General features: G+C 73.7%; 15 protein-coding genes. 8 read left to right on the forward strand and 7 right to left on the reverse strand.

Features of this window, described 5'->3' with window-relative positions; genetic code table 11:
• Positions 1-62: 62 nt before the first annotated feature.
• The 4 genes from ACZ7G1_RS27125 (at position 63) to ACZ7G1_RS27140 (ending at position 3999) form a co-directional block, all read left to right on the forward strand.
• A complete protein-coding gene (locus ACZ7G1_RS27125) occupies positions 63-1382 on the forward strand; it encodes a glycosyltransferase family 4 protein (RefSeq protein WP_470879424.1) in 1320 nt (439 codons plus the stop codon).
• Between the two features lie 79 nt (positions 1383-1461).
• Entirely contained in the window at positions 1462-2232 is a 771-nt protein-coding gene (locus tag ACZ7G1_RS27130; RefSeq protein WP_470879426.1) for a class I SAM-dependent methyltransferase, read from the forward strand.
• Positions 2229-3317 carry a prenyltransferase/squalene oxidase repeat-containing protein gene (locus ACZ7G1_RS27135; RefSeq protein ID WP_470879428.1) on the forward strand — a complete coding sequence of 363 codons (1089 nt, stop codon included), beginning with the start codon at positions 2229-2231 and terminating at the stop codon, positions 3315-3317. The genes ACZ7G1_RS27130 and ACZ7G1_RS27135 overlap by 4 nt, the downstream gene beginning before the upstream one ends.
• Before the next feature lie 133 nt (positions 3318-3450).
• The gene (locus ACZ7G1_RS27140) at positions 3451-3999 is read left to right on the forward strand and encodes a hypothetical protein (protein ID WP_470879430.1); all 549 of its coding nucleotides are present in this window, start codon (positions 3451-3453) and stop codon (positions 3997-3999) included.
• A 2-nt stretch (positions 4000-4001) separates the two neighbouring features.
• Here ACZ7G1_RS27140 and ACZ7G1_RS27145 read toward each other — a convergent pair whose 3' ends face one another.
• The 3 genes from ACZ7G1_RS27145 to ACZ7G1_RS27155 all read right to left on the reverse strand — a co-directional run bounded on the left by ACZ7G1_RS27145 (position 4002) and on the right by ACZ7G1_RS27155 (position 7034).
• Complete coding sequence (locus tag ACZ7G1_RS27145) at positions 4002-5012, reverse strand: LLM class F420-dependent oxidoreductase (RefSeq protein WP_470879432.1); 1011 nt, start codon at positions 5010-5012, stop codon at positions 4002-4004.
• Positions 5013-5139: 127 nt separating this feature from the next.
• Positions 5140-6003, reverse strand: a complete 864-nt coding sequence (locus ACZ7G1_RS27150) for a DUF5336 domain-containing protein (RefSeq protein WP_470879434.1) — start codon at positions 6001-6003, stop codon at positions 5140-5142.
• Between the two features lie 107 nt (positions 6004-6110).
• Positions 6111-7034, reverse strand: coding sequence for an N-acetylmuramoyl-L-alanine amidase (locus ACZ7G1_RS27155; RefSeq protein WP_470879436.1), 924 nt, complete (start codon positions 7032-7034; stop codon positions 6111-6113).
• 385 nt (positions 7035-7419) lie between these two features.
• On the opposite strand from ACZ7G1_RS27155, the gene ACZ7G1_RS27160 reads away from it, so the two are divergent.
• A complete protein-coding gene (locus ACZ7G1_RS27160) occupies positions 7420-9102 on the forward strand; it encodes a hypothetical protein (protein ID WP_470879437.1) in 1683 nt (560 codons plus the stop codon).
• Between the two features lie 36 nt (positions 9103-9138).
• Here the strand turns inward: ACZ7G1_RS27160 and ACZ7G1_RS27165 are convergent, their stop codons facing one another.
• Both ACZ7G1_RS27165 and ACZ7G1_RS27170 read right to left on the reverse strand, forming a co-directional pair.
• The gene (locus tag ACZ7G1_RS27165; protein ID WP_470879438.1) at positions 9139-9771 is read right to left on the reverse strand and encodes a class I SAM-dependent methyltransferase; all 633 of its coding nucleotides are present in this window, start codon (positions 9769-9771) and stop codon (positions 9139-9141) included.
• Between the two features lie 110 nt (positions 9772-9881).
• Positions 9882-10286: a DUF4259 domain-containing protein gene (locus ACZ7G1_RS27170; RefSeq protein WP_470879440.1), complete on the reverse strand. Its 405-nt coding sequence runs from the start codon at positions 10284-10286 to the stop codon at positions 9882-9884.
• 205 nt (positions 10287-10491) lie between these two features.
• Between ACZ7G1_RS27170 and ACZ7G1_RS27175 the strand changes: the two genes are divergently transcribed.
• From ACZ7G1_RS27175 to ACZ7G1_RS27185, 3 genes are all read left to right on the forward strand, one after another.
• Positions 10492-12801, forward strand: coding sequence for an acyl-CoA dehydrogenase (locus ACZ7G1_RS27175; RefSeq protein ID WP_470879442.1), 2310 nt, complete (start codon positions 10492-10494; stop codon positions 12799-12801).
• Between the two features lie 16 nt (positions 12802-12817).
• Positions 12818-14035 carry a lipid-transfer protein gene (locus ACZ7G1_RS27180; RefSeq protein ID WP_470879444.1) on the forward strand — a complete coding sequence of 406 codons (1218 nt, stop codon included), beginning with the start codon at positions 12818-12820 and terminating at the stop codon, positions 14033-14035.
• Between the two features lie 96 nt (positions 14036-14131).
• Positions 14132-15577 (forward strand): MFS transporter, encoded by a 1446-nt coding sequence (locus ACZ7G1_RS27185; RefSeq protein WP_470879446.1) that lies wholly within the window; start codon positions 14132-14134, stop codon positions 15575-15577.
• Between the two features lie 58 nt (positions 15578-15635).
• Here the strand turns inward: ACZ7G1_RS27185 and ACZ7G1_RS27190 are convergent, their stop codons facing one another.
• Both ACZ7G1_RS27190 and ACZ7G1_RS27195 read right to left on the reverse strand, forming a co-directional pair.
• On the reverse strand, positions 15636-16241 hold the full coding sequence (locus ACZ7G1_RS27190; RefSeq protein ID WP_470879447.1) for a response regulator: 606 nt from the start codon (positions 16239-16241) through the stop codon (positions 15636-15638).
• Entirely contained in the window at positions 16238-17455 is a 1218-nt protein-coding gene (locus ACZ7G1_RS27195) for a sensor histidine kinase (protein WP_470879448.1), read from the reverse strand. Before ACZ7G1_RS27195 ends, ACZ7G1_RS27190 begins: the two co-directional genes overlap by 4 nt.
• Positions 17456-17461: the final 6 nt, after the last annotated feature.

A 17461-nucleotide genomic window follows, 5' to 3' on the forward strand; every position in this document is an offset into this window, starting at 1 on the left:
TTGTTCTAGATTAGCGCGAGCGGTTACGCTCCGGCGAAACGCACGCTCGAAGGGGGTCGCGCATGACCGCTGAGGCCATAGAGGCAAGCCCCCGACAGGGCGTCACCATCGCGGGTGACGGACCGTTGCGGATCGCTCTCCTCACGTACAAGGGGAACCCGTTCTGCGGCGGCCAGGGCGTCTACGTCCGGCACCTGTCCCGCGAGCTCGCCCGGCTCGGCCACAGCGTCGAGGTCATCGGCTCCCAGCCGTACCCCACCCTCGACGAGGGGGTGCCGCTCACCGAGATAGCGAGCCTCGACCTCTACCGCTCCCCGGACCCCTTCCGGACCCCGAAGCGCGACGAGTACCGCGACTGGATCGACGGCCTCGAGGTCGCCACCATGTGGACCGGCGGCTTCCCCGAGCCCCTCACCTTCTCCCTGCGGGCCCGGCGCATGCTCGCCGCCCGCCGCGGCGACTTCGACGTCGTCCACGACAACCAGACCCTCGGATACGGGCTCCTCGGCGGCCCGCGCGCCCTCGGTGCGCCGCTCGTCACCACGATCCACCACCCCATCACCGTCGACCGGCAGCTCGAACTCGACGCCGCCGCCGACTGGAAGCGCCGCGCCTCCGTCCGCCGCTGGTACGCCTTCACCCGCATGCAGAAGCGCGTCGCCCGCCGGATGCCCTCCGTCCTCACCGTCTCCGGCACCTCCCGCCAGGAGATCGTCGAGCACCTCGGCGTCCGGGAGGACCGCGTCCGGGTCGTCCACATCGGTGCCGACACCGAGCTGTGGTCGCCCGACCCGTCCGTTGCCGAGGTCCCCGGCCGGATCGTCACCACCTCCAGCGCTGACGTCCCCCTCAAGGGCCTCGTCCACCTCGTCGAGGCGCTCGCCAAGCTCCGTACCGAGAACCCCGACGCCCACCTCGTCGTCGTCGGCAAGCGCGCCGAGGACGGGCCCGTCGCCGCGGCCATCGAGCGGTACGGGCTCGACGGCGCCGTCTCCTTCGTCAAGGGCATCAGCGACGCCGAGCTCGTCGACCTCGTGCGCTCGGCCCAGGTGTCCTGCGTGCCCTCCCTGTACGAGGGCTTCTCGCTGCCCGCCGCCGAGGCCATGGCCACCGGGACGCCGCTGGTCGCCACCACCGGCGGCGCGATCCCCGAGGTCGCCGGGACCGACGGCGAGACCTGCCTCGCGGTGCCGCCGGGCGACGCGGGGGCGCTGGCCGCGGCGCTCGGGCGGCTGCTGGAGGACTCCGCGCTCCGGGCCCGCCTGGGCACGGCGGGCCGCGAGCGGGTGTTGTCCAGGTTCACCTGGGCCAGGGCCGCCCAGGGGACGGCCGAGCTGTACCGCGAGGCGGTGGCCCGTCAGGGTGCCGGAGCCCGTCGGTGACACCCGGCCGCCGAGGCCGCGTGCGGCCCGGCACCGACGCCTTCCCCCAACCACCCTCCAACCCCGAAAGCAGGACCTCGTGCTGACTGTCGACTTCACCCGCTTCCCGCTCGCCCCGGGCGATCGTGTGCTCGATCTGGGCTGCGGGGCGGGGCGGCACGCGTTCGAGTGCTACCGGCGCGGGGCGCAGGTCGTGGCGCTCGACCAGAACGGGGAGGAGATCCGGGAGGTCGCGAAGTGGTTCGCGGCCATGAAGGAGGCCGGGGAGGCCCCCGCGGGCGCGACCGCCACGGCGATGGAGGGCGACGCGCTGAACCTGCCGTTCCCCGACGAGTCCTTCGACGTCGTGATCATCTCCGAGGTCATGGAGCACATCCCGGACGACAAGGGCGTGCTCGCCGAGATGGTGCGGGTCCTGAAGCCGGGCGGGCGGATCGCGATCACCGTGCCGCGGTACGGCCCCGAGAAGATCTGCTGGACGCTGTCGGACGCGTACCACGAGGTCGAGGGCGGCCACATCCGCATCTACAAGGCGGACGAGCTCCTCGGGAAGATCCGGCAGGCCGGCCTGCGGCCGTACGGCACGCATCACGCCCACGCGCTGCACTCGCCGTACTGGTGGCTGAAGTGCGCGTTCGGCGTGGACAACGACAAGGCGCTGCCGGTCCGCGCGTACCACAAGCTCCTGGTCTGGGACATCATGAAGAAGCCCGCGCTGACCCGGGTCGCCGAGCAGCTGCTCAACCCGGTGGTCGGCAAGAGCTTCGTGGCCTACGCGACCAAGCCGCACCTCCCCAAGGCCGAGACCGGGACCGAGACCGGGACCGAGACCGCGGACGCGGCCAAGTGACGTCTCCCGAGCGGATCGCCGAGCACCTCGTCCTGCCCGGGGTGCTCACCGCCGAGCAGGCGGCCGAGACGGTGGCCGGGATACTCGCCGGGCAGCGCGAGGACGGCGCCATCCCGTGGTTCCGCGGCCACCACCTGGACCCGTGGGACCACACCGAGGCCGCCATGGCCCTGGACGCGGCCGGCGAGCACGAGGCGGCCGCCCGCGCTTACGAGTGGCTCGCCCGGCACCAGAACGGCGACGGCTCCTGGTACGCGGCCTACGAGGACGGCGAGGCGGACCGGGTCACCGACCGCGGCCTTGAGTCCAACTTCGTCGCCTACATAGCCGTCGGCGTCTGGCACCACTACCTGTCCACCGGCGACGACGCCTTCCTCGACCGGATGTGGCCCGTCGTCTACGCGGCCGTCGAGTTCGTCCTCGGACTCCAGCAGCCCGGCGGCCAGATCGGCTGGAAGCGCGAGCCCGACGGCACACCGGTGAACGACGCGCTGCTCACCGGCAGTTCGTCGATCCACCAGGCGCTGCGCTGCGCCCTCGCCATCGCCGAGGTCCGCGAGGAGGCGCAGCCGGACTGGGAGCTGGCGGCGGGCGCGCTCGGCCACGCGATCCGCCGGCACCCGGAGCGGTTCCTCGACAAGTCGCGCTACTCGATGGACTGGTACTACCCGGTCCTCGGCGGCGCGGTCACCGGGCCCGAGGCGAAGGCCCGCATCGACGCGGACTGGGACACGTTCGTCGTGCCCGGCCTCGGCGTGCGGTGCGTCGTCCCGAACCCCTGGGTCACCGGCGGCGAGTCCTGCGAACTCGCCCTCACCCTCTGGGCGATGGGGGAGTCCGACCGGGCCCTCGGCATCCTCCAGGACATCGGGCACCTGCGGGCCGGGAACGGCATGTACTGGACCGGGTACGTCTTCGAGGGCGACGAGGAGGCCGACAAGGCCGTCTGGCCCGAGGAGCAGACCACCTGGACCGCCGGCTCCCTGCTCCTCGCGGTCGCCGCCCTCGGCGGCGAGGAGGCCACCGTCGCCGTCTTCGGCGGCGAACGCCTCCCCGCGGGCCTGGAACCGGACTGCTGCGGCTGACGGGCCGCGCCGGGGCCGTGTCGTGCCGGGCCGTGGAGGGACGTGCCCCGTTCGGAGTCACCCGAGTGGCGGGTCGGTGGGGGCGGGGCGAGGCTGGCGCCACAGTCCCCAGGGAGGTTCCTTCGTGTCCGTCGTGCCCAGAACCGTTTCGCGTGGCGTCGTGGCGCTGCTGCTGTCCTGCACCCTGCTCCTGACCACCGCCGCGTGCAACGGCGACGACGACGCCCAGAGCGTGGGCGCCGCGGCGACCCCGACGAGCACGGCCACCTTCGAGCAGCAGAAGCTGGCCAAGACCCGGTTCGTGGCGAACGCGGGGCTCGCCGCGGGTGCCGCGTACCAGTGGATCGTGAAGCCGTACCGGGCCGGCAAGTTCGCCAAGGGCGCCGACGGCCGTACGTTCGCGCTGGTGAAGGCGGGCCTCGCGGGCGCGTTCACGTACAACAGGCTCAAGGCGGCGGTGGAGAACGCCAAGGGCGACCCGCTGCTCTCGAAGGCGGTCGCGCCGCTCTCGGCCGGCATCGAGTCGCTGAAGGACCTCGGGGCCAAGTTCCGCAAGGGCGAGGCCGGAGACGCGGACGTCGGCGCCTTCGAGAACGTCATCAACAGCGTCAAGGACGCCGGCAAGAGCGCCGGCGCCGAGGTCGTCGACAAGGTGCCCAGCACCTCGCAACTGGGCGGCTGACTCTAGGAGTTGAGCTCCGCCAGGGTGCGGAGCGTGGCGGGGTCCGGTGAGGTGACGAGGAGGTCCGTCACCGGGCCCCGCCGCCATGCCGCGAGCCTTTCGGCGATCCGCGCGCGCGGGCCGACGAGCGAGATCTCGTCCGCGAAGGCGTCCGGCACCGCGAGGACGGCCTCCTCGCGCCGGCCGGCCGCGAACAGCTCCTGGACGCGCCGGGCCTCCTTCTCGTACCCCATCCGCCCCATCAGGTCGGCGTGGAAGTTGCGGGCCGCGTGCCCCATGCCGCCGATGTAGAAGCCCAGCATCGCCTTGACCGGCAGCAGTCCCGCGGCCACGTCGTCGCAGAGGTGCGCCCGGACCATGGGGGCCACCAGGAAGCCTTCCGGCAGGCGTTCGGGGAGCGCGTAGACCTCGGCCCAGCGCTCGGGCGTCCAGTAGAGCGGCAGCCAGCCGTCGGCGATGGCGAGGGTCTGCGCGACGTTCTTCGGCCCCTCGGCGCCGAGCAGCACGGGGACGTCGGGCCGCAGCGGGTGGGTGATCGGCTTGAGGGCCTTGCCGAGGCCGGTGCCGTCCTCGCCGGTGTACGGGTGGGAGTGGTGCCGTCCGTCGAGCCGGACCGGGCCCTCGCGGCGCAGGACCTGCCGGACCACGTCCACGTACTCGCGGGTCGCGGTCAGTGGCGAGCGGGGGAACGGGCGGCCGTACCAGCCCTCGACCACCTGCGGTCCCGACAGGCCGAGCCCGAGCAGCAGGCGCCCGCCGGAGAGGTGGTCCAGGGTGAGCGCGTGCATCGCGGTCGTCGTCGGCGCGCGGGCGGCCATCTGCGCGACGGCCGTGCCCAGCCTGATGCGGCTGGTGTGGGCGGCGATCCAGGTCAGCGCCGTGAAGGCGTCGGAGCCCCAGGCCTCCGCCGTCCACACGGAGTCGTAGCCGAGCCGCTCCGCCTCGCGGGCGAGGTCGAGATGGGCCGGTGAGGGGCCGCGGCCCCAGTAGCCGAGGGCCAGTCCGAGTCGCATGCCCCGCAACCTTTCTGACGATCCGTCAGGTAGTGCGGCGCACTGTACGGCAACGGCCCCCCGCCCGGAAGGGATTCCGGGCGAGGGGCCGTACGCGGCTCGCGGACGCCGTTTCCGGCCCGCGGGATCAGCCGCGCTGGATGCCGGTGGTGTCCTGGAGGACGCCGCGGCGGCCGTCCTGGGTCTGGGCGACCAGGCCCGGACCGCGCTGCTCGACCGCCAGGTACCAGGTGCCGGGCGCCAGCTCGGCGATCGGCGCCTGCGAACCGTCCTCCGCGTACAGCGGACGGGCGACCGGGACCGCGAACCAGAACGGCGCGAAGTCCGCGGCCGGCGTCGGCTGCGGGGCCTGCGCCTGCGCCTGCGGCTCCGGCTGCTGCTGGGCCTGCGGCTGCGGGGCCGCGGCCTGCGCGCCGAACGGCTGGCCCGCACCTTGCGACGGGTCCTGCGGACCGCCGTACTGCGGGTGCTGCGCGCCCGGGTAGCCGTAGCCGCCCGGAACGCCCGGCTGACCCGGCTGGCCCTGCTGCATGCCGTACGGCTGCGGCGCCTGCGGGCTCGGGGCGCCGACCAGCGGGGCCTTCAGTGCGGGGACCAGCGGACCGGCCACCGCGGCACCGGCCGCGACCAGCGCGGCGATCAGGCCGAGGATCAGGCCCGCGCCCGCGTTCGTCGCCTCGAAGACCCACATCAGCAGGGTCCACGCGGAAGCCACGGTGAACGCGGCGCCGACCTGGTTCAGCTCCAGGCCGACGACCTTGCGCTGCTGCGGCAGACCGTGCGAGACCACCACGAGGGCGACGCCCGCGATGCCGAGGAAGAAGGAACCCCAGCCGAGCGGCGACACCTCCCACGAGTTCGGGGTGTCGATCTGGTCGCAGATCGACGCCGGGCCGTCACAGCTGGCGTAGCCGAGGAACGAGGCGATGAACAGCACCACCGCTGCACCGATCAGCACGCCATCGCCTCGGGTGAGGGAGCGGATATTCACGTAAGAGTCCTTCGTCGTTCGTCGGTCGTCGCGTCGGGGGTGGCACTCGGGGCCTCAGGGCACGGGGGCGGCCCCATCGTACGGAGCGAATCTATCGCCCGCCGGTTCTACCCCTTGAGGTAGGTCGCGATGCCGTCCGCGAGCCCCTGTGCCGCCTTCTGCCGCCACGTCGACGACGTGAGCAGCCGAGCGTCCTTCGGATCACGCATATTGCCGCATTCGACGAAGACCTTGGGCACGGTTGAGAGATTGAGCCCCCCGAGATCGTCCCGCACGTCCAACCCCGTACCCCCGCCGAGGTAGTTGGCGGGTGCGGTGCCGGTCGCGCGCCCGAACGCGTCGACGATCCGCTGCCCGAGGGCCCGGGAAGGCCCCACGATCGGCGCGGTGTCCGCCGAACCGCCTCGCACCTTCGCGGGCAGGATCACATGGAAGCCGCGGTGGCCGACCGCCGAACCGTCCGCGTGGACGGAGACCACGGCGTCGGCGCGTGCGGCGTTCCCGACGCGGGCCCGCTCGTCGATGCACGGGCCCCACGGGCGGTCGGCGTCATGGGTGAGGACCACCTTCGCGCCGCGCGCCGTGAGGAGGTCCCGCAGCCGGTGCGTGACGTCGAGCGTGAACGAGGCCTCCGTGTACCCCGCGTCGGTCGAGGTGCCCGTGGTGTCGCACTCCTTGCGAGTCGTCCCGATGTTCACCTTCTGGTTGATTTCCCGCGTATGCCGGAAATTGCCGGAGTTGTGACCGGGGTCGATGACGATGGTCCGGCCGGCCAGGGACCCCTTCGAGGCGGGGGCCGTGCTCGCGGCCGGGGGAGAGGCCTTGGTGGGGGTGGGCGCGGAGCCGAGCGGGGGGCGGGCCTGGGTCCCGCTCTCCTGCCGCGTCTGCGGCGACTCCTGGGCCTGCCCCGCCTTTCCGGCGTCCCGCGGGGCCTGCGAGGCCCCGCATCCGGCGAGTACGGCGCAGCAGCCCGTGGCGGCGACGGCGAGGGCGAGGGTACGGCGGGCGGTGTTCCGGTGGTCGTACGGCACCCAGCGACTCTAGGCCCTGGGCGGCGCGAATTCCCGCAGGGCGGAGGTCGCAGCTTTGTCACCGCTTCCCGACCGCTTCCCGGCCGCCGCTCTTAGACGGCTTCCCGACGGCTTCCCGTTCCCGGGGTGCCGGACGCGTGTGCGGGGGCTGTGAAGGGTAGGTGAGAGGAGCGGCGGTGAGGGGGTCACCGCGCACGGACCACGAGGGGGAACCGTGGTGGGGGAAGAACCGAACGACGCCCGTCCCGAACCGTCCGACCGCATACCGCCCGAGCCCGTGCGAGACCCGCGCACCCCGGCTCCTTTACCGGGCGCCGAGTCGCCCTGGGCGGCCCCGAACCTCACGAAGCCGCCGACGGCGCCTCCCGTTCAAGAGCCGCCCACGTTGGCGTTCGGGCCGCCGCAGGGCCCGGCCCCGTACGGCGCCGCCGGTGCCGCTCCCGGTCACGGGGAGGGGACGGCGGGGCCCGCCACCGCGCCCGGATGGTCGGGCGGCGGGGTGGCCGGGCCGCCGCCCGGGGCGCCGCCGGGGTACGGGCCGCCCGGCTACGGGCCGCCGCCGGGGCCGCGCGGAGAGGCGGACGGGGCGCAGGCGGCGATGGTCGGGCTGCTGAACCTGTCATGTCTCGGGCTCGGGTACGTGCTGCTGCGGAACTGGGCGGGAGCGGCGCTGTGCTGGCTGGCGACGGCCGCACTGCTGGTCCTTGCGCTGCCGGCGGACGTGGACGGGGTGCCCGTCGGGGTCCTGGCCGGGTACGGCGTGTTCCTGCTGGCGGTCGCCGCGGACGGGGCGCGGCGGGGGCTCCGGGCCACCCTCCGGGTCGGGGCGTCGGCACGGCGGCTCGCGCTGCCGCTCGCCCTGGTGCTGCTCGCGGTGCCGGCGGGTGGCTCGCTGGCGTACGGGGCGGCGCGTGACGAGGCGAAGGAGCAGGCGCTGCTCGAACGGCTCGCGGCGGCCGACGCGCTGGTGAAGTCGGCGGACGGCCTGGCGTTCGACAAGGCGCAGCCGACGTTCGCCAAGGCGCTCGTGACCTATCAGGACCTGGGCACGAAGCACGCGGGGTCGCGGGCCGGGAAACTGGTGCCGGAGCGGCTCGACGCGTACTACGCGACGGTCTCCGCCCCGTACGGCAAGAAGCAGTACTGCCAGGCCATCGCACCGCTGAAGCACCTGCGGGGACTGCCCGGCACGGTCGACAAGGAGCTCCTCGGCTCACGGCCCGCGAAGACGGACGAACCGCTGGCCGAGTCGCTCTACGAGTGCGGGACGGCCGCCCTCGGGGTGCGGACCGCGGATCCGACGGCGAGCGAGAGCCTCAACGAGCTCCTGAACACCTTCCCGAAGTCGAGCCACGCGACCCGCGTCGAGCCGGCCGTCCGCGCGGCGATCAAGACCAGGACCGACGCCCTCACCGGCGGCTCCGCGCCCTGCGACACCACCGGCGAGCTGCGCGCCCTGCGCTCCTCGCTCGACAACATGCCGGACCCGTCGCTCCAGGGCGCCGCGAAGGAGGCCGCGGAGGCCGTCCAGACGGGCGACTTCGCCTGCGGGACCTTCCAGTTCAAGAAGAAGGACTTCACCGGCGCGATCGAGACCATGACCGAGTACGCCAAGGCGTACCCGAGCAGCCCGCAGGCGGCGCACGCCCGCTCGATCGCCATCGCCGCCGAGATCGCCGACGAGGAACCGGCGGCCGGCAACAAGCTGCCCCCGGCCGAGGTCCCCGGCGGCACCCGCATGGTCATGGTGGTCAGCAACGACGGCCCCGGTGAGGTCGAACTGCTCTACACCGGCCCGATGACCGGCAAGGTCACCCTCAAGGCCTGCGGAACCTGCACCAAGTACCCCGGCCCGATCTTCTCGAACGGCCAGAAGATCAAGGCCTGCTCCGGGCCGTCCTCCAAGTACCCGAAGGCGACCCTGCTGCTGCCCGCCGGCGACTACCACTTCCTCCAGAAGCGGGCGTCCACCGGCACCTCCACCGCGGGCGACACCAAGTCCAGCAAGGCGAAGATCGAACCCGGCTACAGCTACACCAACTGCCTCTACGTCACCTCCCGCTTCTGACCCGGATGAGCCAGGGAGGTCTCGGCCCACGCGGTCTCAGCCCACGCGGCGGAGCACCCGCAGCGAGTCGGTGACCGAGACCTCCTCGAAGTCACCCGACTCCAGGGCGCGGAGGTAGATCCGGTACGGGGCCTGGCCGCCGTCCTCCGGGTTCGGGAAGACGTCGTGGATCACGAGCAGGCCCCCGGGGGCGACCTTGGGGGCCCAGCCCTCGTAGTCGTTCGTGGCGTGCTCGTCGGTGTGCCCGCCGTCGATGAACACCAGGCCGAGCTGCCCGCCCCACGCCTTCGCGACCAGCGGCGAGCGGCCGACCACCGCCACCACGTGCTCTTCGAGACCCGCCTTGTGCAGGGTCCGGCGGAAGGTGGGCAGCGTGTCCATCAGGCCCACCTCCGGGTCGACCACGGTCGGGTCGTGGTACTCCCACCCCGGCTGCTGCTCCTCGCTGCCCCGGTGGTGGTCCACGGTCACCGCCACCGTCCCCGCCTGCCGCGCCACGTCCGCCAGGAGGATCGTCGACCGCCCGCAGTACGTCCCCACCTCAAGGAGCGGCAGCCCGAGCTTCGCGGCCTCCGCGGCGGCGCCGTAGAGCGCCAGGCCCTCCACCACGGGCATGAAGCCCTTCGCCGCCTCGAACGCGGCAAGGATCTCGGGAGTGGGCTCGGACATGGTGACTCCTACTGGCGGGTACGCGACTACGGGCGCCCATCGTGCCCTACGCCCCGCCCGGGAACCACACCCCGGCCCCGCCTCACCGCCGCCGCCCCGTCAGGCCACGGTCACGCCTCGGCGAGGACCGCGCGCAGCTTCCTGATGCCGGTCTTCCAGGCCTCGCCGTCCGACTCCTCCCAGAGCTCCAGGAGTTCGGAGGGCTCGGTGAGGATGCGGTCGAGGGCGGCCATTGCCTCCGGGCGGAGCTCGGCCGGGAGGGGCGGGAGCGGCTCCTTGGGGCCGTAGGCGGTGGTGACCGGGTCGCCGCCGGGGCACTGGGCCGCGAGCAGGGCCGCGGAGGCGATGGCCTTGTCCGCCGGGTACGAGTCCAGGAACTCGGGGCCGGTCTCGATCACCTCGCGGAAGGCGGTGCGCAGGACGTCCGCCTTCTTCTCCGCCGGGGCCTCGTCCACGTGGTAGGAGAAGTCCGCGGCGGTGTCGTTGTCGAAGGGGCCGATGTCCCAGGTGCCCATGGTGTGCTCGCTCTCTGTCGTGTGCCCTGCTGTACCGGGAGCGTGTCACGCACCACTGACAACGGGGCCGCGAGGACAGGTCGTTCGTTGTCGTCAGCCGTCCGCGCGCGGGTGTCGGCAGCGTTCCTTCCTCTGCGTCATGCAGATTTTTCTCGACTCGTTTCTGACCTTCCGTCAGAATGGAACGTGTTCTAGTCTGCGCGGCATGGGCATCGCCATCACGCACGAACAGCGGGAGCTCGCCCGATCCGTCCGGGGCTGGCTCACCCGCGCCGTACCGCCCGAGGAAGTCCGCAAGCACCTGGACGTCCCCGACACCGCGACCGGTCGCCCCGGCTACTGGGACGCCGCCGCCGAGCAGGGGCTGCTCGGGCTGCACCTGCCCGAGGAGTCCGGAGGCGGGGGCGGCGGGCTCGGGGACCTCGTCGTCGTCGTGGAGGAGGCGGCGCGCGCACTGCTGCCGGGGCCGTACCTGCCCTCCGTACTCGCCGCCGAACTGCTGCACCGGGCCGGGCGGGAAGAGCTCGCGGGGGAGATCGCGCGCGGGGAGCGGATCGCGGCCGTCGCGATCGGCGGGACCGGCACCCTCACCGCCGTACGGACCGCGAGCGGGTACCTGCTCGACGGCACCGCGCCACCCGTTCTCGGCGGCGCCCAGGCGGACCTGGTGATCCTCCGGGCGGCGACCGCCGACGGCAGCGTCTGGCTCGCCGTGGACGCCGACACGCTCGCCGTACGGCCCCACGAAAGCGCCGACCCGACCCGGCCGACCGCCGAGATCACCGCCCACGCCACCCACGTCACGGCCACCCGCGCCCTGACCCTCACCGAAACCCCCGGCGCCACCGCCGCAGCCGTCGCCACCGGCACCGCCACCGGCCCCGCCCCAGCCGCCGCCACCGGCCCAGCCACAGCCGCGGCCACCGCCACCGCCACACCCGCTCCCACAGCCGCAGGGACCACCGCCGTCACCGCCCTCGTCCGGGACCTCGCTGCCGTGTTGTTCGCCGCGGACGCGTGTGGCACCGCGGCGCGGGCCGTCGAGATGGCGGCGGAGCACGCGCGGACGCGGGAGCAGTTCGGGCGGCCGATCGGGCAGTTCCAGGGCGTGAAGCATCTGTGCGCCGAGATGCTGGTGCGGCTCGAGCAGGCGCGTGCGCTGACCTGGGACGCGGCACGGGCCGCCGCCGGCGACGACGAGGGGCGGCCGCTGACCGCGTCGTTGGCGGCCGCGACGGCGCTGGACGCGGCGTACAGCTGCGCCAAGGACTGCATTCAGATCCTCGGCGGCACCGGCTTCACCTGGGAGCACGACGCCCACCTGCTGCTCCGGCGGGCCCTCGTCGCCCGTCAGCTCCTCGGGAGCGGGGACCGGCACAGGCTCGCCGCTCTGCGCCAGGCGGCCGAGGGGGTACGGCGGGGGCTGCGGCTCGATCTGCCGCCGGAGGCCGACGGATTCCGGGCGGCGGCCAGGGAGGCCGTCGGGCCCGCCGTCGGGCTCGATCCGGCCGCCGCCCGCCGCGCCCTCGCGCCCACCGGATACGCGGCGCCGCACCTCCCGGAGCCGTACGGCCTCGGCGCGGGGCCGCTCCAGCAGCTGGCCGTCCAGCGGGAACTGGACGAGGCGGGGATTACGGTCTCGGGTCTCGGGATCGCCACCTGGGTCGTGCCGTCGCTCCTCGCCCACGGCACGCCCGCGCAGCAGGCAGAGCACCTCGGCCCGACGCTGCGCGGGGAGCGCCTGTGGTGCCAGCTGTTCTCCGAGCCCGGGGCGGGCTCGGACCTGGCCTCGCTGCGGACCCGGGCCGAGCGCATGGAGGACGGGCGCTGGCGGATCAACGGCCAGAAGGTGTGGACGAGCGCCGCGCAGTGGGCCCACCACGGCATCCTGCTCGCGCGGACCGACCCCGCCGCGCCCAAGCACCAGGGGCTCACGTACTTCCTCGTCGACATGCGGAACACGCCCGGGATCGACGTACGGCCGCTGAAGGAGATCACCGGGGACTCGCTCTTCAACGAGGTCTGGTTCGACGACGCGGTCCTCCCGGCGGACGCCGTGGTCGGCGAGGTGGACGACGGCTGGCGGGTCGCCCGCAACACGCTCGGCAACGAACGCGTCCACATGGCCGACCAGGTCGCCTTCGACACCGGCCTGGAAGCGCTCATCGACCGGGCCGCGCGGGAGGACAGTTCCGTACGGGTACGGGTCGGGGGGCTGCTCGCCGAGGCGCACGCGCTCGCGTGCATCGGCCTGCGGACCACCCTGCTCCAGGTGTCAGGGCTCGAACCGGGTGCGGGCGCCAGCGTCCGCAAGCTCGTCCAGACCCTCCACCAGCAGAAACTCGCCGAACTCACCCTCGAACTCCTCGGCCCCGAAGGCGCGGTGCGCGAAGGACCCGGCGAACGGGCCGTCCACGGCCTGCTCATGTCCCGCTGCCTCACCATCGCGGGCGGCACCACGCAAGTCCAGCTCAATGTCGTCGCCGAGCGCCTGCTCGGCCTGCCGCGAGACTGACCAGGGGGAGAGACAGATGGCCAAGGCGTACGTCGTCGGTGTCGGCATGACGAAGTTCGAGAAGCCCGAGACCCGGGACTGGCAGTACTGGGACATGGCCCGGGAGGCCGGCACGGCGGCCCTCGCCGACGCGGGCGTCCCCTACGCGCGCGTGGAGCAGGCCGCCGTCGGCTACTGCTTCCAGGCCTCCACGGCCGGCCAGCGCGCCGTGTACGAGCTCGGCCTCACCGGCATCCCCGTCTACAACCTCAACAACAACTGCGCGACCGGCTCGACCGCCCTCATGACCGCCCGCCAGTTCGTCGAGGGCGGCGTCGCCGACTGCGTTCTCGCCCTCGGCTTCGAGAAGATGAGCAAGGGCGCGCTCGGCGGCGGCGCGGGCGCGGGTGCCCGCGGCGGAGCCGCTGATGTCGGGGGCAAGACCTCGCCCGTCGCCCGGCACTACGGGATCATGGCCGCCGCCCACGGCTTCGAGATGTCCCCGCCCACCGCCCAGATCTTCGGCAACGCGGCCCGCGAACACATGGAGCGGTACGGGACGACCGAGGTCCAGCTCGCGGCCGTCGGCGCCAAGAACCACCAGCACTCCGCGAACAACCCCCACGCGCAGTTCCAGGACGTCTACACGGTCGACGAGATCCTCGCCGCCAAGACCGTCCACCGGCCCCTCACCAAGCTCCAGTGCTCGCCCACCTCCGACGGCGCGGCCGCCGCCGTCGTCGTCTCCGAACGCTTCGTCGACGAACACGGGCTGAGGGGGCGGGCGGTGGAGATCGCCGGCCAGTCCATGACCACCGACACCGGCGACTCCTTCGCCTCCGGCTCCTGCATCGACGCCGTCGGCCGGCCCATGTCGCGGGCCGCCGCCCAGCAGGCCTACGAACGCTCCGGGCTCGGCATCGAGGACGTCGACGTCGTCGAACTCCACGACTGCTTCTCCATCAACGAGCTCCTCACCTACGAGGCGCTCGGCATGTGCGCCGAAGGCGCCTCCGGCAAGCTGGTCGAATCCGGCGCCACCACCTACGGCGGCCGCTGGGTCGTCAACCCCTCCGGCGGCCTCATCTCCAAGGGCCACCCCCTCGGCGCCACCGGCCTCGCCCAGACCGCCGAACTCGTCTGGCAGCTCCGCGGCGAGGCCGGCCCCCGCCAGGTCACCGGCGCCCGCGTCGGCCTCGCCCACAACATCGGCCTCGGCGGCGCCGCCGTCGTCACCCTCCTCCGCAAGGCATAGCCCCGCGGGACGGACCCGCCCACGCACGCGCGTGGGACCGGGCCGCCGGGCGTAGGACCCACGCCGTATGTACAGGGGCGAAGCCGGTCGGCGACCATGACACACATGCCGCAGACCGACTCCGCCCCGCTCAGCACGTCCGGAACGCCGTCCGCGCCCGCGCGGTCCCGGCCCTGGGCGGTCGTCCTGATCGCCTGCGCGGGCCAGTTCCTCGTCGTGCTCGACGTCTCCGTCGTGAACGTCGCGCTGCCCTCGATGCGGACCGGCCTCGGGCTCTCGGAGCTCGCGCTCCAGTGGGTGCTCAACGCGTACGCGATCGCCTTCGCCGGCTTCATGCTGCTCGGCGGGAGGGCCGCGGACCTGTACGGGCGGAAGGCGATGTTCCTCCTGGGCCTCGGGCTGTTCACCGGGGCCTCGGTCGCCGGCGGGCTCGCGCAGGAGGGCTGGCAGCTGATCGCGGGCCGCGCCGTGCAGGGGCTCGGCGCCGCCGTCCTCGCCCCCGCCACCCTGACACTGGTCACGGACGCCGTACCGGCCGGCGCGGCCCGGACGCGGGCCATCGCGACCTGGACGGCGGTGGGGGCGGCCGGCGGCGCTGCGGGCGGCTTCGTCGGCGGCCTCCTCGTCGACCTGCTCTCGTGGCGCTGGGTCCTCCTCATCAACGTCCCGGTCGGCGCGCTCGTCCTCGCGGGCGCGCTGCTCTGGCTGCGGGAGAGCCGCACCGGCAGCGGGCGCCGGCTCGACCTGCCGGGCGCCCTCCTCGTCACCGGCGGGCTCGCCACCCTCGCGTACGGGATCGTCCGCACCGAGCAGGCGGGCTGGACGGACCCCGCGACCCTGCTGACGCTCCTCGGAGGCCTCGCCCTCCTCGGCGCCTTCGTCACGGTCGAGGCCCGCGCGTCCGCCCCGCTCATGCCGCTGAAGATCTTCCGTACGCGCGCGGTGGCGGCGGCCAACGTGGCCATCCTGCTGTGCGGTTCGAGCTCCTTCGGCATGTGGTACTTCATGACGGTGTACGCGCAGAACGTCCTCGGACACACCCCGCTCCAGGCCGGCCTCGCCCTGGTCCCCAGCTCCCTGAGCGTCATCCTGGGCTCGAAGCTCGCCCCGCGCCTGATCCCTCCCGTCGGCGCCCGGAACCTCGCGGTGCTCGGCGCCCTCGTCGGCGCGGCCGGGTTCGCCTGGCAGTCGACGATGACCGCGGACGGCACGTTCCTGGGGACGATCCTGGGGCCCGGCGTCCTGATGATGGCCGGGATCGGACTCGCCACCACCCCGCTGGCCACCCTCGCCACGTCGAGCGCGTCCCCGGACGACGCGGGTCTCGTCGCGGGCCTCGTCAACACCTCCCGGACGATGGGCGGGGCCCTCGGGCTCGCCGCGCTCTCCACCGTCGCCGCGGCCACCACCGGCGCCGCCCACGACCCCGAGGCCCTCACCGCCGGTTACGCGGCCGCGTTCCGCGTCTCGACGGCCATCCTCCTCGCCGCGGCCCTGCTGATGCTGCTGTGGCTCCCGAAGAAGGCCCCGCGCCGAGGGTGAGCCGCCCCGCGCCGCGGGTGAGCCGCGCCGGGCCCGTGACGCCGCCCCACAGCCGGCCCTACAGCCAGCCCTGCTGCCGCGCCGCGCGCACGGCTTCCATGCGGTTGCGGGTGCCGGTCTTGCCGATGGCGGAGGAGAGGTAGTTGCGGACGGTGGACTCGGAGAGGTGGAGGGCGGCGGCGATGTCGGAGATGGTGGCGCCGTCGACGGAGGCGGAGAGGGCGTCGCGTTCGCGGGCGGTGAGGGGGTTGGGGCCGGCGCTGAGGGCGGCGGCGGCGAGGGCCGGGTCGATGACGGTCTCGCCGCGGAGGGCCTTGCGGACGGCTTCGGCCAGCTCCTCGACCGGACCGTCCTTGACGAGGAAGCCGACCGCGCCGGCCTCCATCGCGCGGCGGAGGTAGCCGGGCCGGCCGAAGGTGGTGAGGATCAGGACCCGGCAGTCGGGAGCCTCGTCGCGGAGGTCCGAGGCGGCGTCGAGGCCCGAGCGGCCGGGGAGCTCGATGTCGAGGAGAGCGACGTCGGGCCGGGAGAGGAGGGCCGCGTCGACGATCTCGTCGCCCCGTCCGACCTGGGCGACGACCTCGATATCGGGCTCCATGCCGAGCAGCAGCGCGAGCGCGCCGCGCATCATGCCCTGGTCCTCGGCGAGCAGCACTCTGATCATTGGGTCGGCTCCCCCTCGTGCGGGCCCTGGGCCTCCACGGGGAGTTCCGCGGTGACCCGGAACCCGCCCCGGGGGGCCGGTCCCGAGTCAAGAGTGCCGCCTGCGGCGGCCAGCCGCTCGCGCAGGCCGCGCAGACCGCTGCCAGGGGCGGTGCCGGAGGGGCCGCGGCCGTTGTCGGTGACGGTGAGGCGGGCGCGTTCGGCGGTGCCGGAGAGTTCGATCTCGCAGCGGGTGGCGCCGCTGTGGCGGACCGCGTTGGTCGCGGACTCGCGGACGACCCAGCTGAGGAGGGCCTCGGCGGCGGGTTCGAGGAGCGGGCCCGAGCGGCGCACCACCGGCTCGATCCCGGCCGAGGAGAGCGCGTCGCGGGCGCGGTCGAGTTCGGTGGCGAGGCCGCCCTCGCGGTAGCCGGTGACGGCCTCCCTGATCTCGGTGAGGGCCTGGCGGCCCACCGACTCGATGTCGCGGACCTGGTCGAGCGCCGCGTCGAGGTCGTGCGGGGCGAGCCGGCGTACGACCTCCGTCTTGACCACGATCACGGAGAGGGTGTGGCCGAGCAGGTCGTGCAGGTCGCGGGAGAAGCGCAGCCGCTCCTTCTCGACGGCGGTCCTGGCGAGTTCCTCCCGGGTCGCCCGCAGCTGCCGGACCGTCTCGTCCAGGGCGAGGATCGTCGCCGTCACCATGATCGAGATGAAGGTGCCGTAGACGATGCCGAAGGAGTCCCAGGTGTCCTTCCAGAACGTCACGACGCCGACCGCGAGGACCAGCGGCAGCCCGATCCTGGTCAGCAGCCTGCCCCGGCGCACCACCGCGCCGACCGCGAGGCCGAGGAGCGGGAAGAACAGCAGCCACTCCCGGCCGTAGCCGATGGCCAGCGCGAAGGTGAGCGCGCCGAGCGCGGCGAGCAGGGCCCAGGTCAGCGGGGTCTCCCTGGCGCGCTCGTCGAAGGCCCGGAACACGACCGCGATGTACAGCGTGTTGAAGGCGAGCAGTCCGACGACGCCGAGCCACGGGTTCGGGGCCTCGCCGCCGATGAGGTGGGAGAGCGCGCCGAGCCCCATGAGGAGCCAGGGGAGGAGGCTGAGCCCGGTCGGCCCCCGGTCGGACCGCGCCCGCAGCCGCGCCCGTACGCCCGCGCCTCGCCCGTTCCGCTCCGGTGCGTCCGGGGACGCGTCCCGTCGAGGCCGCCGTCCTCGTCGCCACCCGTTCGTCATGTCCAC

The organism is Streptomyces sp. NPDC037273 (assembly GCF_055603625.1).

What these genes read in the sequence shown, in the direction of transcription:
- ACZ7G1_RS27175 (WP_470879442.1), top strand. Translation starts at nt 10,492, where the DNA reads ATGGGCATCGCCATCACGCACGAACAGCGGGAGCTCGCCCGATCCGTC.
- ACZ7G1_RS27145 (WP_470879432.1), bottom strand. Translation starts at nt 5,012, where the DNA reads ATGCGACTCGGACTGGCCCTCGGCTACTGGGGCCGCGGCCCCTCACCG.
- ACZ7G1_RS27125 (WP_470879424.1), top strand. Translation starts at nt 63, where the DNA reads ATGACCGCTGAGGCCATAGAGGCAAGCCCCCGACAGGGCGTCACCATC.
- ACZ7G1_RS27165 (WP_470879438.1), bottom strand. Translation starts at nt 9,771, where the DNA reads ATGTCCGAGCCCACTCCCGAGATCCTTGCCGCGTTCGAGGCGGCGAAG.
- ACZ7G1_RS27180 (WP_470879444.1), top strand. Translation starts at nt 12,818, where the DNA reads ATGGCCAAGGCGTACGTCGTCGGTGTCGGCATGACGAAGTTCGAGAAG.
- ACZ7G1_RS27170 (WP_470879440.1), bottom strand. Translation starts at nt 10,286, where the DNA reads ATGGGCACCTGGGACATCGGCCCCTTCGACAACGACACCGCCGCGGAC.
- ACZ7G1_RS27190 (WP_470879447.1), bottom strand. Translation starts at nt 16,241, where the DNA reads ATGATCAGAGTGCTGCTCGCCGAGGACCAGGGCATGATGCGCGGCGCG.
- ACZ7G1_RS27185 (WP_470879446.1), top strand. Translation starts at nt 14,132, where the DNA reads ATGACACACATGCCGCAGACCGACTCCGCCCCGCTCAGCACGTCCGGA.
- ACZ7G1_RS27195 (WP_470879448.1), bottom strand. Translation starts at nt 17,455, where the DNA reads ATGACGAACGGGTGGCGACGAGGACGGCGGCCTCGACGGGACGCGTCC.